The 16,256-nt window shown below is 55.1% G+C and carries 11 protein-coding genes; 8 read left to right on the forward strand and 3 right to left on the reverse strand.

Going from position 1 to position 16,256, the window contains the following annotated elements:
* Positions 1 to 92: 92 nt before the first annotated feature.
* The 7 genes from CJP46_RS01560 to CJP46_RS01590 all read left to right on the forward strand — a co-directional run bounded on the left by CJP46_RS01560 (position 93) and on the right by CJP46_RS01590 (position 9,068).
* Entirely contained in the window at positions 93 to 575 is a 483-nt protein-coding gene (locus tag CJP46_RS01560) for a hypothetical protein (protein ID WP_094593849.1), read from the forward strand.
* Between the two features lie 88 nt (positions 576 to 663).
* Complete coding sequence (locus CJP46_RS01565; RefSeq protein WP_094593850.1) at positions 664 to 1,620, forward strand: protease complex subunit PrcB family protein; 957 nt, start codon at positions 664 to 666, stop codon at positions 1,618 to 1,620.
* A gap of 253 nt (positions 1,621 to 1,873) precedes the next feature.
* Positions 1,874 to 2,764: an ABC transporter permease gene (locus CJP46_RS01570; protein WP_256992240.1), complete on the forward strand. Its 891-nt coding sequence runs from the start codon at positions 1,874 to 1,876 to the stop codon at positions 2,762 to 2,764.
* A 70-nt stretch (positions 2,765 to 2,834) separates the two neighbouring features.
* On the forward strand, positions 2,835 to 3,701 hold the full coding sequence (locus CJP46_RS01575) for a carbohydrate ABC transporter permease (protein WP_094595014.1): 867 nt from the start codon (positions 2,835 to 2,837) through the stop codon (positions 3,699 to 3,701).
* A gap of 60 nt (positions 3,702 to 3,761) precedes the next feature.
* Positions 3,762 to 5,441 carry an extracellular solute-binding protein gene (locus tag CJP46_RS01580; protein WP_094593852.1) on the forward strand — a complete coding sequence of 560 codons (1,680 nt, stop codon included), beginning with the start codon at positions 3,762 to 3,764 and terminating at the stop codon, positions 5,439 to 5,441.
* Between the two features lie 205 nt (positions 5,442 to 5,646).
* Positions 5,647 to 7,212: a response regulator gene (locus tag CJP46_RS01585; protein WP_094593853.1), complete on the forward strand. Its 1,566-nt coding sequence runs from the start codon at positions 5,647 to 5,649 to the stop codon at positions 7,210 to 7,212.
* On the forward strand, positions 7,212 to 9,068 hold the full coding sequence (locus CJP46_RS01590) for a sensor histidine kinase (protein WP_256992145.1): 1,857 nt from the start codon (positions 7,212 to 7,214) through the stop codon (positions 9,066 to 9,068). The genes CJP46_RS01585 and CJP46_RS01590 overlap by 1 nt, the downstream gene beginning before the upstream one ends.
* 158 nt (positions 9,069 to 9,226) lie before the next feature.
* On the opposite strand, the gene CJP46_RS01595 is transcribed toward CJP46_RS01590, so the two are convergent.
* The gene (locus tag CJP46_RS01595) at positions 9,227 to 11,311 is read right to left on the reverse strand and encodes an ABC transporter ATP-binding protein (protein WP_179280987.1); all 2,085 of its coding nucleotides are present in this window, start codon (positions 11,309 to 11,311) and stop codon (positions 9,227 to 9,229) included.
* 17 nt (positions 11,312 to 11,328) lie between these two features.
* Positions 11,329 to 13,074: an ABC transporter ATP-binding protein gene (locus CJP46_RS01600; RefSeq protein WP_094593855.1), complete on the reverse strand. Its 1,746-nt coding sequence runs from the start codon at positions 13,072 to 13,074 to the stop codon at positions 11,329 to 11,331.
* Between the two features lie 526 nt (positions 13,075 to 13,600).
* Here CJP46_RS01600 and CJP46_RS01610 point away from each other — a divergent pair.
* Positions 13,601 to 13,921 (forward strand): HesB/YadR/YfhF family protein, encoded by a 321-nt coding sequence (locus CJP46_RS01610; RefSeq protein ID WP_094593857.1) that lies wholly within the window; start codon positions 13,601 to 13,603, stop codon positions 13,919 to 13,921.
* Between the two features lie 77 nt (positions 13,922 to 13,998).
* Here the strand turns inward: CJP46_RS01610 and CJP46_RS01615 are convergent, their stop codons facing one another.
* Positions 13,999 to 15,999, reverse strand: a complete 2,001-nt coding sequence (locus CJP46_RS01615; RefSeq protein ID WP_179281082.1) for a beta-galactosidase — start codon at positions 15,997 to 15,999, stop codon at positions 13,999 to 14,001.
* Between the last annotated feature and the right edge of the window lie 257 nt (positions 16,000 to 16,256).

Genomic DNA, 16,256 nt, shown 5'->3' on the forward strand with positions numbered 1-16,256 from the left:
ACCGTAAGCACGGTAACATGGAGATAGGTCTTTCCGATCAGAAATTTTTACATAAGAAGATGAACCCGGCAGCAGGAGTCAGGAGGAGAAGCATGAAATCAGTCGGTCCACAGGGTATCGAGCAGCAATCGAAGGAATTGTTCGCGTATTTCGGCTTGGCTGTATATTATTCGCAGGCGTTGGAGCAGCAGCTGACCAATCTGCTGATGCTGATGAAGCTGTCGAAGGGGGAGGTTCCTTCCGAAGAGGAGCTGACCGAGCTGTATCAGCGCAAGCTCAGCAGTTCCCTCGGGCAGCTTGTGAACGAAATCCGGCATCACTTTCCTTTTACGGAAGAAGAGACGCTTCTATTAAAAGACGTATGGAAGCAGCGGAATTATATCGTTCACGACTATTTCAAGGAACGGATCAAGGAAACGTTCACTCCGGGCGGACGGGCACGAATGATCCGCGAGCTGACCGCATTTCGGGATCAAGCCCAGGAGCTTGAGCAGAAGCTGCAGGGCTACACAAATGAATTATACGTGAAGCTGGGGCTCGAGAATGAACAGCCGGGCGGCTCCAACCAGCGTTAACACATCATAAAATGGGCATTCCGGCCTACGGTTATGTTGAAACATTTGCGGGTGGTTCCCCGTCTGAGAGGCTGAGGAGGTGATTTGGATGAAAATCACAAAGAAATGGGCTGCGGCCATGGTGATGGCAGGCTGCCTTGCGTCGGCGTCTTCCGTCTATGCGTTCTCGGATCTGCCGAATAGCCAGCAGGAAAGCATCGCCGAAGCACTGCAAACGCAAGGGGTCATACACGGGATCTCCGCGGACCGGTTCGGTCCGGCCGAGCCGCTGACGGCAGCCCAAAGCGTACAGATGCTGGTGAAAGCCATGAAGCTGCAGCCGGTCACGGATTCGGCAAATGCCGGGAAGCTGACGGTTCCATCCTCCGTCTGGTATGCCCAAGCGGCCGAAACTGCGCTGGATCATGGGCTCGTGGCATCGACTATCGGCAGCTGGAATGATAAGGTCACGAAGGATGAATTCGCGCAGATGCTCTACAAAGCCGTCACCGCTACCGGCGACTACCCGATGATCAAAATGTACGTCACGGTCCAGGATGAGAACGAAATGGCTTCCGGTTCACGGGAGGCCGTCCAGTTTTTGCTCCTAACTAACATAGCCAAGCTGGACTCGCAGCAGAAATTCCATCCAAAGGAGAACATCACCCGGATGGAGGCGGCAGAGATGATCTATCACGCCATGAATTTCGTAGCTTCGCATCAGCCGGTAAATTCGCCGGAGAACGATGACCAGGTTGCGGTCAGCGTGGAGAAGGTGAACGACCAGGTGAACCGGATCGTCCTTACGAAAGAGGATATGCCGAATCCGGGATACGGCCTTAAGATCGACCGGATCGAGTTCGTGTCGGAAGGAAAGGCGGTCGCCTATTACACCGTCACCAAACCCGCGCCCGGCATGATGTATCCGCAGGTGATTTCCACGGCCAAAGTATCCTTTTACATGGACAGCAAAATCCAGGTCAGCGTCAAGCAAACTGGCGGCGGTCTCGGGACGGGCATTTCCCTGAAGGGATCGCTCGAAGAGATGCCGTCCGTTACCCAATAAATAGCATCGTCAACAAAACGCGGCGATACTAGATCCCCTTGTTTCCGGAATACCGGAGACAGGGGATTTTTTTGTGGCTGGATCAAGATCATGGGGAATTCCGGTTAAAAGTATCATTTTTCGTTGACGAGGCAAATAGTATCGCAGCGGCCATCCCGTTTACAATGTTGGCAAGGGGGGAGAGAGGATGTCGCAGCTCGCGAACAGCGTGCCCGTCACCGAGAGGAGGAAGAAGCGGGGATTGGCTTACCGAATGCTCAAGCAGTGGGATATTCAGCTGATGGTCATTCCGGCGCTCATTTTGATTTTTATTTTTTCATACATACCGATGTACGGCGTGCTGATGGCTTTTCAGGACTATAACATTTTTAACGGGTTTTGGCACAGTCCGTGGGTGGGGTTCAAACATTTCAGCATGTTTTTTCATGCACCCGAGTTTTGGACAATTTTGCGCAATACGATCATCATCAGCTTGCTGAAGTTTGGTATCGGGTTTCCCGCACCGATCATTTTGGCCCTGATGCTGAACGAAGTCAGGCAGATGTTCTTCAAAAGGGTGATCCAGACGATCAGCTACCTGCCCCATTTCCTGTCCTGGGTCATCGTGGCCGGGTTTGCCATGTCGATTCTGTCCACAGATAACGGCAGCCTGAACATCCTGCTGCAGAAGCTGCATCTGATTAAGGAGCCGATCGGCTTTCTGGGCCGGGCGGAGTACTTCTGGGGCATTATCGTCTCGACCAGCGTCTGGAAGGAGATCGGATTCAATTCGATCGTGTACCTGGCTGCGATTGCGGGAATCAACCCGAGCTTGTATGAGGCGGCGTCGATCGACGGAGCGGGAAGGGTCAAGCAGGTGGTCATGATCACGATCCCATCCATCATGCCGGTGGTCGTCATCTTTATGATTCTGGCGATCGGCAACCTGCTGAGCGCCGGGTTTGAAGACATTCTCCTGCTCGGGGCAAATCCGGTGCTGCGGGATGTGGCCAGTGTCATCGATACCTATGTGTACCGGGTGGGCATTACCAATCAACGCTACTCGTACGCCACGGCGGTCGGTTTGTTCAAGGCCGTGATCAGCGTCGGTCTGCTGACCTTTGCCAACTACTTTGCCCGCAGGTCGGGAAACAGCTTGTGGTAAGCGCGGGAGATTCCGCAGGAAACAGGGAGGCTGCACAATTGTGAGATATACAAGTACCGGTGACCGGATCATGATGGTCTTCATTTATTTGCTGCTCATTTTACTGGGATTCAGCACGTTCTACCCGTTCTGGAACGGTCTGGTCATTTCGTTGAACAACGGCATGGACACCGCTCTCGGCGGGATTACCTTTTGGCCGCGGGTATGGTCATTTGAAAATTACCGGGTCGTGTTTCAGGATGACCGGATCTCGAACGCGTTTCTCATCAGCGTGCTCCGGACGGTCGTCGGCACCATTCTGTCGGTGCTGTGCACCGCCATTTTCGCCTACGGCATGACGAAGAAGGAGCTTATCGGCCGTAAGTTTTACATGCTGATGTGCGTCGTGACGATGTATTTCGGCGGCGGACTCATCCCGACGTTTCTCGTCGTCCGCGGTCTCGGTCTGATGAATTCGTTCTGGGTGTTTATCATCCCGGGACTGATCAGCGTGTGGAACATGATCATCTTCCGGACGTTTTTTATGGGGCTTCCCGGAGGACTGGAGGAATCGGCCAAAATCGACGGCTGCGGCAACTGGGCCACCTTTTTCCGGATCATCCTGCCGCTGTCGGGGCCGGTGATCGCCACGCTCGGGCTGTTCACCGCGGTTGCACATTGGAATGAGTGGTTTCTGCCCAGCATTTACATCACCAATGAGAAGCTGCTGCCGATTCAATCCATGCTTCAGCAGATCTTGAGCACGAATATTATGACCGAACAGATGTCCAAGCTGGACTCGGCTGCCCAGAGCAGGCTGGAAACGATGAAAAGCGTGACGACCAAGTCGCTCTCCATGGCGACGATGATGGTCGCGACGCTGCCGATTATCGCAGTGTACCCGTTTGTGCAGAAGTACTTTGTGAAGGGCGTCATGGTGGGTTCGCTGAAGGAATAAGGTTTGGAGCTATTGCTGCTTTAAACATAAATTGACATTGGGGAAAAGGGGTTATCACACATGAAAAGTTGGAGAAGAACGCTGCTTGTGGCCTTGGTATTCCTGTGCACAACAGCCACAGCGCTGGCGGGCTGTTCAGGCGGCAGCGGGGAGAAGATCGCGGACAGCGGCACGCCGAAGGTGGAGGGCCAAACCGAAACGAAAGAAGGAAGCGGTAATGCCTCGGAGCCTTTTCAGCTCGGCAGCGAGCCTGTCAATTTTACGTTCTACGGCCATTATGATTGGTACACGATGCCGACTTGGGGCGGGGACGTGGCGAGCCAATGGATCCAGGACAACAAAAAGATCAATGTCACGGCCGTCAACTCCGGCGGCAATGCGGCGCAAAAGCTCAACACGATGATCGCATCCAAGGAGCTGCCCGATGTCATCTGGATGGAGCGGGGCGCCGATGTGGAGCGGCTGCGCGCGGCAGGCATGCTGGTGCCTTATGACGACTATTTGGACAAATATCCGAATTTGAAAAAATGGGCCGGGGACTCCACGCTCAACATGCTCCGCTCAAGTGACGGCAAGCTGTACCAATTCCCGAACTGGTATACTTCACAGCCTGCGGGAAACGCCGGCTACCTGATGAACAGCAAGGTGTACAAGGAGCTCGGTTCGCCGAAACTGGAGACGACCGACGATCTGTATAACTACCTGAAGAGTGTGAAAGCGAAATATCCGAACATGGTGCCGTTTGAGCCGGATTTGGCCAAGGACGGGCAGGGGCTTGATATTCTGTATGGGGCGTTCGGAGAAGACCACCCGCCGGTGTATTTGAAAGAGAGAGCCGTGCCGGTCGACAACAAGCTGACGTCCATTTTCCAAGATCCGGTCTACCGCGAGGCCATGCAGTTTGCCTCCAAGCTGTTCCGCGAAAAGCTGATGGCCCAGGACGCATTAACCCAAACGAAAGACCAAATTCTTGAAAAAGCTTATAACGGCCGCATTGCCATCGCAGCTGGAGCGAGCCCGACGGAATACGGCAGTAAGGGAGACGTGGAGCTCAAGAAAAAGGATCCGACTGCCGGCTACGAAATGATCTGGCCCGTTCATAAGGATGGCCTGGACAAAAACAAGATTTGGACAGGAACCTACAATCAGCTGGGCTGGAACGTGGCCGTCATTACGAAATCCGCCAAGGATCCCGAGAAAATATTTGCGTTCCTTGACTGGCTGACCGGAGAAGAAGGGAGCCGGGTCATCATGTGGGGACCTGAAGGAGTCCTGTGGCAGGGCACGGATGAGGAAGGATATCCGGTCTTTACCGACACGTACACAAACGACATACAGAAGCGCAGCGATATTATGGATGCGACCGTGAATCTCCAGTGGAACGGCAACACCGTCTATATTGACAAGTCGAAGATGAAATTCGAGAAGACGCTCCCTCCGGAAAAACAGAACTGGGAGAGCCGCTACCAATCCGAAATTACGTGGAAAACACAGTATAACGCCACCGCCTTCGTCAACTTGAGCCCGATGCCGGATACCGAAGAAGGCATCATTCAGCAAAGCGTGGACGAGATTTTCTCCGAATCCCGCGCCAAAGCGCTGTATGCGAAGAGCGACGACGAAGTGCTCGCGATCCTGGACCAGGCGCAGAAGGACGCCTTGGCGGTCGGATACGACAAGCTGCTCGAATACAAGACGCAGAAATGGCAGGAGAATCTCAAAAAAATCGGTGGCCAATAATCAGAATCTAGCAGGTTTTGGTATAATAATACTAATTCTTCTAATTGCGAGGATGCCGTCCCAACCCGGGGCGGCTGCTCGCTTCTCCTGCGTCCGGGGTGCATTTCGGGGCAGACAGCATGATTGCGTGGGACGGATGGAAAGCAGTTTGCTGAAGCTGTGATCTGACCACAGTACTACATTTTGATGATCAGGAGATGAGCTCATGTACAAGGTATTGATCGTGGATGACGAGATTCTTGATCTGGAGGGAATGCGCTCCTTTATTCCCTGGGCAGAACTGCGGCTGGAAGTGGCAGGCGCAGTGAACAACGGGTTTGACGCCCTGGCGGTGCTGGAACGCCAGCCTGTCGATATCTTAGTAACAGACGTACATATGCCAAGCATGACAGGCCTGGAGCTGGCAAGAAAGGCCCGGGAACTCATGGGTCGGCTTCGGGTTATTTTCGTGAGCGGTTACCAGGATTTTCACTATGTTAAAGAAGCGATTGCCCTGAATGCGTTCAGCTACGTGCTGAAGCCGATGGACGATAAGGAGCTGACCGATGCGCTGCGCACCGTCGTGCAGCAGCTGGATCAGGAGAAGCGGCGGCAGCAGAACGAACATGCCTACCGGCAAATCGCCAAAAACGAATATTTATTAAAGTTTCTCGAAGGGGCGGAAGCTGAAGAGGCAGCCGAGGTGCTGCAGGATAGCTATGGCTTTGACCGTTTGAAATGGCCGGTGCGCGCGGCCGCTATCGAACTGGACGATCTCAGCTGGAAGTTCGACCCGATGACGGAGCACCGGCAGCAGGAATGGTTCAACCGATTTTACGATTCGTTGGTTCCACTGCTCACCGAGGTCGGAATCCGGCACGTATGCAAAACCACACGGCGGCGGATTTTCGTGCTGATCGAGGAGGGGGTGGACTTGCAAGCGATGTCGGCCCTTGCGGAGCGGATTCATGAGCTGCATCCTTTCTCCGTCACGGTCGGCGTAGGGGAAGAGGCGGCGAATCTGTTCGAGCTGCGCCGTTCCTATGGTGAAGCGCTGGAAGCACTGGCGTCCAAACTGATTGCCGGCAAGGGGCGGGTGATCCGCCATGGGGAACTGAAGTGGGACGATGCCCGTGAGCAGCCTTCCCAAACCGCGCTGCCGCTGGAGCCGCTGTATACCGCAGTACTGAACTTTGATCTCGTCACCATCAGCGACGAAATTGACCGGCTGTTCACCGCAGCGGCCGGGATGAGGTCGAAGCTGAAAATCCAGTATTTCGTCATGCACATCCTGCTCGGACTCGAGCATCACCTCCGGGCGATTAATGAAAGCCTCGCGAACGCCCTGCAGGAGGAAACCGGGGGTAGTCCGGATGTGATGCTGCAGCTCGAGACGATCGACGATATCCGCTCCTGGCTGAGAAAACGGCTTTATGCCGCGGCTGAGGTCATTCAGCGCCGAAAGCAGAAGAAGAGCTCGAAGCTCGTGGACGAAATGATCCGGTACGTGATAGAGCAGCTGCACGAGAACGTGACGCTGAAGGAGGTCGCCGACCACCTTTGCTTTTCCCCGAACTATCTGGGAACGCTGTTCAAGGAAGTCATGGGTACGAATTTCAGCGAATACGTCATTCACCTGCGGATGGAGAAAGCGGGCGAGCTCCTTAGGGACCCCAGAGTGAAAGTCTACGAGGTGGCGGACCGGGTCGGTTACCGGTATATGCCCTATTTCAGCCGTCAATTTAAAGAAGTGTTCGGTATGACGCCGGGCGAGTTCAGGAGAAACGTATAATGAGGCGCGTGAAAATGAGGCCGCCCGGCAGTCGGGTATTCCTGCCCTTTGGCGTCAAACTGTTCATCTCCTATTTGGTGCTGATCATCGTGCCGATTTTTTTGTTCGGTTATATCGCTAATACGATCCTCGTCAACTCCTACCGCGCGCAAATGAACTCGAATCTGGCCGGGACGCTGAAGCAGATCCGCGACAACATCGCCTATAAAATGGAGGATACGCAGCGGCTTTCCGATTTGCTGTACTATGACGAGAGCATGCCCCTGGAGCTGATGCGCTACGAGGAGGGCTGGGTCAGCTACCAGACGACAAAAAAGCTTTTGATTCCGAAGTTCCGTCAGGTCACGGATTCAAGCAACCTGCGGATCTGGATGAGCATTTATTTGAAAAATGGAACGCTGCCCGAAATCTACAACGCCGACCCGCAGGGGACGGACCCTTTGACCAGGGGGAATCATTGGGATTTGTACCATCTGAACCGGATCGAGAACAAACCGTGGTTTAATGCCTTTCCTCCGGAGGAATACGGCAAAACCGTCGTGTGGCGGCAGGTTGAGGACGACAGCATGTTCGGGAGGATCTCGCTGCTGCGGCGGCTGGTCGACACCCGCGATCCGATGGAGCTGGAGACGATAGGTTTTATCCGGATCAGCGTTTATTTATCCGAAATTCTCCAGAGCGTCGATGCGGGCAAAATCGGCAGCGGCAGCATGCTGTCGGTCAGCGGGGAGGGAGGCCGGCGAATGTACGCATCCGGCGAGAGCGGTTTGCTCCTGGCTTCCGAACTTGGGAGTAAGGCGGCGATCGATCCGGATCGCTATACGATCCTGGAGGAAACACTGCCCGAACTCGGCTGGAAGCTGGCGGCTTATGTTCCGAACAGCGTGGTAGCGCAAGACACACGCAAGGTGAACCTGCTCACGCTCGTCATCTGTCTGCTTAGCGTCGGTCTGATCTCGATCGTCGCCTTCGGGGTGTCCCGCTTCTTCTCACGGAGGGTATCGAAGGTCGTATCGGTGCTGCAGCGGTTTCAGCAGGGAGACTTTCATAAACGGATTCATTACCGGGGGAATGACGAGTTTACGATCATTGCCGGCTCGCTGAACAAGCTGGGCGAACAGACAGAGCATCTGATCCAAGAGGTGTACGTCACGAACCTGAAGAAAAAGGAAGCGGAGCTGGAGACGCTGCAGGCGCAGATCAATCCGCACTTCCTGTACAATACGCTGTCCTCGATCAGCCGGCTGGCCAAGTTCGGACAAGTGGAGAAGCAGCACCAGATGGTGATGAACCTGGCAAAGTTTTACCGGTTGTCGCTGAATGAAGGGCAGACGGTCATCTCCATTTATCACGAAATCGAACAGGTGCAGGCGTACATCGATATTCAACAGGTCAAGTACGGCGAGCGGATGGAGGTGCATTTTGACGTCGACCCGCAGATCGTGAAATACATGACGGTGAAGCTGATCCTGCAGCCGTTCATTGAGAACGCGCTGCAGCACGCCTGGCGCGGGGACCGGATTTATATCCGGGTTGTCGGACGGATGGACGACGGTAGCGGCTCAATCGTATTCCGGATTATCGACGATGGCAGCGGGATGACGCGGGAGCGGGTAGAGGAGCTGTCCGGCTCGGGTTCGGCTATGTCTGGATTAGGAGCCGGGAAGCAGCGAAAAGGGTACGGCATCCGGAACGTAAACGACCGGATCAAGCTGTATTTCGGCAGCGATTACGGCGTCTCCCTGTACAGCCGGCAGGGGATCGGAACCTGCGTGACGATCCGGATTCCGGTGCAGCGGCGCAGCCGGGGCGAAATCCGGGAGAGCACTCGTAATCGGATCGGGAGGACCGGATAAGCCTCTGTCGTCATGATCAACGATGCAAAAACCAAACCGCGTGACAGAACAAAGGGAGCGATCCGATGACGGATTCGCTCCCTTTGATTTTTTTTTCGTGAAAGTGACCATAAGCCAATTTGCACCGCACGCTGTCCTGCATGGCTAAGCTCGGCGAATTACACCGGCGAAGGCGCCTGGACCGGCGGCCGTGCTTTGGTCTCGCTGTCCGGGGAAGGTTCCGCTGCTCCCGCACCCTGCTGAAGCTGGTACATTTGATAGTATCTTCCACCGAACTGCATGAGCTCGTCATGGCTGCCTCGCTCAACGATCTCGCCCCGGTGCAGCACCAGAATCTGGTCGGCGCTGCGGATGGTCGAGAGGCGGTGCGCGATGATGAATGTCGTACGGCCCTTCTTCAGCACCTCGAGCGCGGACTGGATCAGGCTCTCCGTCTCGGTATCGATATTGGCCGTGGCCTCGTCGAGAATGAGGATGGCCGGATCGAAAGCGAGTGCGCGCGCAAACGAGATTAATTGGCGCTGCCCTGCCGAGAGCGTGCTGCCCTTCTCGACGACGGGCTCATCGAAGCCCTGCGGCAGATGCGCGAGGATCCGCTCGGCGCCGACATCGCGCAGCGCCTTTTCGATTTGCTCGCGCGAAATTTTGGCGTCGCCCAGGCTTACGTTCGAGGCAATCGTACCCGTGAAGAGGTACGGATCCTGCAGCACGATGCCCATATGGTGGCGGAGCCACTGCTTCGGCAGCGCGGTCACATCCTGGCCGTCGATCGTGATGGTCCCTTTTTGCGGGTCGTAGAACCGGAACAGCAGGTTGATAATCGAGCTTTTGCCGGAACCGGTATGGCCGACCAAAGCGACCGTCTTACCCTGCTTCGCTTCAAAATTGATGTTCTTCAGGACATAAAGGTCGTCCTTGTACGCAAAGGAAACGTTCTTGAACTCGACGTTGCCTTTGTACCGCGGCATCGTCCCGTCCGTCACGTCTTCGCCCGGCTCATCCATCAGCGTAAATACGCGGCCGGCCGAAACCATGGAAGAGTCCAGGGCGGCGAGCTGGTTGACCATTCCGGTAATCGGCTGGAACAAACGTCCAAGGACGTCGACGAAGGCGTACAGTACGCCGAGCGACACGGCGCTGCCTCCGGTCAGCGTGCCGAAGCCGAAATACCAGAGGATCACGGCAAAAGAAAAGCTCCGCAGCACGTTGACCAGATTGTGAGTCGTCAGGGCGTTCAGATTGAGCATTTTATTCTGATGTTTCATGTAGTCGTCGTTTAATGCTTCAAACTCATCGGATGTCTGCTTTTGCCGGCGGAATACGCGGATGATGGACATCCCTTGAATGGACTCGTTGATGATAGCGTTAATTTCGCTTAAGCGTGAACGAATAATCGTGTTATACTTGGTCGCAAATTTCCGGTACAGCACAATCCATACGATCAGCAGCGGGATGACGAACAAGCAGACGAGGCCAAGCCGAACGTCCAGCAGGAACAAGGCGATATAAACCCCCGTAATGTAAATGATCCCTGAACTGAAGTTCGACAGCACCGCAACGAACAGGTCCTTGACCGCTTCGGTATCGTTAGTGATGCGGGAGACCACCTTGCCGGCAGGCAGCGTATCGAAGAAATACACCGGCAGCCGCTGCATGTGTGCATAGACGTCGGTCCGCAGCTTTTGGATGACTTTGTTGGCGGAAGACTGCAGCCAATACGTTTTGCCGAATTCCGTAAAGATGCTGATGACCAGGAAAATGCAGTACAGTCCGACGAGCTTCAAAATGCCCGGTATCTCCAGCTTGTAAAAGGAATACAGCTCGCTTGCGGTCAGCTTGGCGGCCGGATACGTCGCCACGGCGCCTCCGCGGCTGATCGTCAGCTGGCCGTTCTCGAATTTGCGCTCCCCGTCCGGATTGGTAACGGGCTGGTTGACGAAATAAAAATCCCGTCCGATTTGCAGCAGCCGGACCTCCTGGCCCTTGGCTTCTCCTTCCCCGAACCGGTCGCCGCGCTTGTAATGATGTCCGTTGTAGGATACGGCGCTTTCAGATGATGTCGTCTCAAAATACGGCCGTTCAATACCCAGCATATGATCGTCGATCATGGACTTGGCGATAAACGGGCCCGCAAGCTCGGCGCCGACGCCGATTGACAGGGCGATGATGGCCGCGATAAAGATGCCTTTGGCGCATAGGGCGTACTGGAACAGACGCTTGCCTACGCTAGCTTTAGAATTCATAGGTTTACACCTCATTTTTAAGTAGACAGATTGTTTTCGACCTGCTGCCGTTCAAACTGTTCGCGGTACCAGCCGCCTTTGGAGAGCAGCTGCGCGTGGGTTCCTTCTTCGATGATCGCTCCTTCATCCAGCACCACGATCCAGTCCGCATGTTCGATGGCAGACAGGCGGTGCGTGGAGATCAGCGTCGTTTTACCGGAACGCTGCTCACGGATATTTTCGATAATCCGCGCCTCGGTTCGAGCGTCGACCGCAGAAAGGGCGTCATCGAGTATAAGGATATCCGGATCGGAAATGAAGGCTCTGGCCAGCGATACACGCTGCTTCTGGCCGCCGGAAAGGGATACGCCTTTCTCGCCGACGAGCGTGTCAAGTCCGGCTGCAAGCGTGTGCAGGTCATTGTCAAACGCAGCCGTTGCGATGGCCTCCATAATGATGTCGTCTTCGGCCTGGAATTTGCCGAACTGGATATTTTGCCGGACCGATTTGGAGAACAAGATCTGTTCCTGCGGAACATAGCCGATCCAGCCGTGAAGCTGGTCTTGGGTAATGCGCTCGATCGGGACTTTCGAGATCAGAATATCCCCGGTTCCCGTCGGATATTCGTGCAGCAGCTGCTTCAGCAGCGTCGATTTGCCGCTGCCGGTGCGTCCCACGACGCCGAGCGTTTGACCTTTGTGCAAGGTCAGGTTAATGTGCTTCAGGTTGTCGACCGAAGACGTCGGATACCGGAACGTGACATCCCGCATCTCGATCGTGTCGGGACGTTTCACATCAATCACATCCGGCGCATCCTGAACGTCCGGCACAACCGATAACGTCTCATTGACCCGGTCGAGGGAGGCGCTGCCCCGCTGCATGACATTGATCAGCTCGCCGATCGCAAACATCGGCCAGATCATCATCCCCAGGTACATGTTGAACGATACGAGATCCCCCAGGGTAATTTGATTTCTAAAAACGAGATAAATGCCGAAAGCCAGGCCGATCACATAGCTCAGACCCACGCATAAGCGGATGGTCGGCTCAAACAGGGCGTCCAGCTTGGCGACCCGCATGTTTTTACGGTACACGTCGTCCGTAATTTCCTTGAACCGGCGCTGGTCCTCCCGCTCTTGGACGTACGCCCGGATGACGCGCACCCCGGCGACCGATTCCAGTACCTGGTCGTTCATGTCGCCGAACGCGTCCTGAGCGGCCGTATACCGTTCGTGAATAACCTTGCCGTAAATTTTCATGGCGAGGGCGATAAACGGCAGCGGCAGAATTGCGGCGAGCGTCAGCTTCCAGCTGATGAGAAAGCCCATCGCCAGCAGCACGACGCTGAGGTACACCGTCGAGTCCGTCATCACGAGCATGCCGAAGCCCGCCGTGTTGGCGACGGAACGAAGGTCGTTGGTGGCTCTGGCCATCAAATCACCCGTCCGGTTCCGTTCAAAGAACGGAGGGACCATGCGCAGCAGCTGGTTCATGTAGCGGGAACGCAGGATGCGCTCCACCAGGTTGGCACCGCCGAACAGCTTGTGCATCCATATGTAGGTGATGATGTAAATTACGGTCAGCGTACCGAGAATCAGCACAATATACCGCGTCAGCGAAGCCCAGGTAATCGAGCCGCGAACAATTTCGTCGATGGCGCTGCCGAGAAAACGCGGGGGGAACAGTTCGCCGATTCCGCAAAGGATCAGCATGACAAGACCGATCAAGTAACGCTTTTTTTCCTGGCGGAAAAACCAGCCCAGGTTTTTAAGTACGGAAAACAAAACTTTCACTTCCTCTCATGTCTAAAATGCCGGCAGTTCTTGCTTGCGGAGTTCATGGAAAATTAAAAAAGGCATACCATCCGTATACGGACGATATGCCTTGCAATCCTACATTTATCATGCGTACGGTGAGTGTGAGCAACCGGACCGCAGGAATGTTAATATTTCAATGGCTCCAAGAGGCACGACTCTATCGCGCTCCTTAAGAAGGTTTCACCAGCAGGGCTGCTCCAGTATTCAATTGATAAAGATCTTGATGATGGTTGCGTGGATGAAAATTTATCATATTGAACATAGAACTCACCCTTTCTTGTTGATGTTCGGTCTGAGCCCGAACAGGAAGTACTTGCGCATCAAGGACACGACCTTGCCGGGTTCATTTGGGAATAAATTGAAAACGGATCTCGTATGCAGAAAATTTTATCATCGTGTCAAGAGAACTGTCAATTTATATTTTCAGGAATCAGCAAAAAAATGTTATGATGTACTTATCAACATACAGATTAGAGAGAGGGAGTGAAACCAGATGGAACTGCGGATCAGCCAAGACGCTGCACGCTGGTATAAACGAGAATTGAATCTGGCAGAGGGTGCGGCACTTCGCTTTTTTCCCCGCTACAGCTCGGGTGGCGGACTGCATCCCGGATTTTCGCTCGGCATTTCCGTGGAGAACCCGGGGCATCCCATGCTGAAGGAAGAGCTTGAGGACGTGACCTTTTTTATAGAGGAACAGGACACCTGGTATCTGCAAGGATACGATCTGGTCGTCAATTATTTGGCAGCTTATGATGATATTGAATATGTGTATGAAGCGGAGCGGGAACATAACACTTCCGCCACTTCATAATAAAGTTGACCAGCCGCATTCGCACCAAGCGAATGCGGCTTTTCTTTTCTTGGCTGCAAGGATACGCGGCTTTTACGTCATTTCCGGGAGGCTGCGGAGGGAAAAGCGATCAAGCGGTATTCGTAGCGGCCGACTTCAAGCCTGCCTGCCGTGATGCGTTCGCCGCTCAGCTTATCGATCCCTTCGCGCGGAAGCGTTACGCTTCCGCCTTCACCGTCCATGTTGACGATCACCCATAACTCCTCCGTCTTCGATTCACGCGGCGCCACAATTGTGCCGATCGTCGCTTCCGCAAGCCGCAAAACGTTCGCTTCTCTCCCGTAATGGATCAGCATCCGCTCCAGCATCTCGTTTCCTTCGTCTCCTGCCGGCAGCGAGCCGAGCAGCACAATTTTGCCTTGTCCCCGCTTCGTTTCCGTCAGGAATGACAAGCCCGGCGATGGACCACCGATAAGCGTACCGACGCTTTTCGCTTCCGTCGGCTTATATACGGAGCTCCACAGTGACAGTGGGGCTTCCAGCCCGAACGCTGCGCCCGTCGTGCCCGTTCCGTCCATCGCATAGGTAAACACCGTCTCTGCTCCGGTCAAGGGCTCCAGCTCACCGAGCCCCGCGTCCGTGGGGACGGTATGCTCTTCCGTCCGGATACCGCTGAACGGACCAACGATCCAGATGCCGCCTTGTTCCACGAATGCGAGCGCCCGTCTAATAAAATCCGATGACAAGTGGGGGATAAACGGAGACCATAGCAGCTTGTAGCCTTCCAATGAGGCTCCCTCGGGTATAAGGTCCCGGTGCATGCCCGTCCGCAGCACCCGCTCGTAAGCACCGCTCACCAGTCCACGGTGGCGCAGCTTGCCATGCGATTCGGTCGCAAGGAATGCCTTGGCTCGGTCGGAATAAGTAATCGCGACCTCAGCCTGTACGGGCCGGCTGCCCGTGATCGCAGGCTCGATCGCCAGGCGAGCTTGTTCCGCCTCGAGCACGTTCCGGTAGCCGACGCCGGGCCGGCCCCAGGCGCTGACCACCGAACCGTGCGGCTGCTCGGAACCCGCCCGCTGCTGTCTCCACAGCCAATAGCAGAACCCTTCCGCTCCCAGTGCGTACGCGGCAACCGCCTCGGCGGCCAAATAGCCGTTCGGGTGCGGTGTGCCGCTGCTTGCGATGGATCCCGCATGGGATGGGCTTGTTTCCATGATCCAGAACGGCCTTCCCGGCTTGAAATTCCGGTATAAATCGCAGTTCAGCAAATAGGCCGCGTAATGGGCCGCGCTGGCATACGTATCGAAGGAAGCGAAGTCCAAATGCCGGAATAGCAGTTCGTTGTCGATGTGGAAGGCGACACTGCCGTTATGGGTAACCGGGGCGGCCGAGTGACGGCGGATGATCGCGGCCTGCTCGTCCGCGAACTCGGCGATTTTCTCCATCGAGAACAACCGGTACATCGTCTGCAGCGACGAGTTGTGCAGAAACGGGGTTGGCCCCGGCTGCGGCACTTGGTCGAATGCGTTGTACGATTCGCTCCAAATCCGCGTTCCCCACAGCTCGTTCAGCCGTTCGACCGTTCCGTAACGCCGCTCCAGCCATTCGTGCCAAAGCCGGCGGCATACAGCGCACATGCACTCGGAGACATGCGCTTTAAACTCGTTGTCGAGCTGCCAGCCGATAACCCCGGGAAGGCGCCCCAGCTCCTGGGCGAGCCGTTCAGTAATGATTTCAGCCCTTTCCCGGAGCGAAGGATGGTTCGTGCAGGCATGCTGGCGCGAGCCATGCCCAAGCAAGATGCCTTCCGCGTTGACGAACAGCCGCTCGGGATGTCCGTGCGTATACCAGATCGGAGGCGTGGCAGTAGGGGTGCACAGAATCGTTTCAATGCCGGCTTCATATAACTGCTTGATCACGCCGGCAAGGGGAGTGACATCAATATGTCCTTCTTCGGGCTCGACGGTCGACCATATAAACTCACCGATCCGGACGACGTTAATGCCGGTTTCCACCATCCGCTGGATATCTTCCCGGACGACTTCTCCGCTCCACAATTCAGGATAAAAAGCGGCCCCGTGATAAAGCTTATTCAACATTTGCGTCCCACTCCATTCTGCTGTAAGGTTACGAACCCCACTTTAGAAGGGGGTTGCGGTAAACGCAATCGGATATTTTTGCAGCGGGCATTCGGCGGCATATCACTCTTTTGCCGGCTTTGCACTTTTTTAAAACACGCCGTAAACCGGCGCTCCGAGAGTCTTCAAAAATGTCTCATTGCCGGAAAAGAAAGCGCTGACCCATAATAAGGCCACAACGCTCGCGAGGCGATGAACACAAATGGAGGTGGAAA

The organism is Paenibacillus sp. XY044 (assembly GCF_002257645.1).
In the GTDB taxonomy this organism is placed as follows: domain Bacteria; phylum Bacillota; class Bacilli; order Paenibacillales; family Paenibacillaceae; genus Paenibacillus_AQ.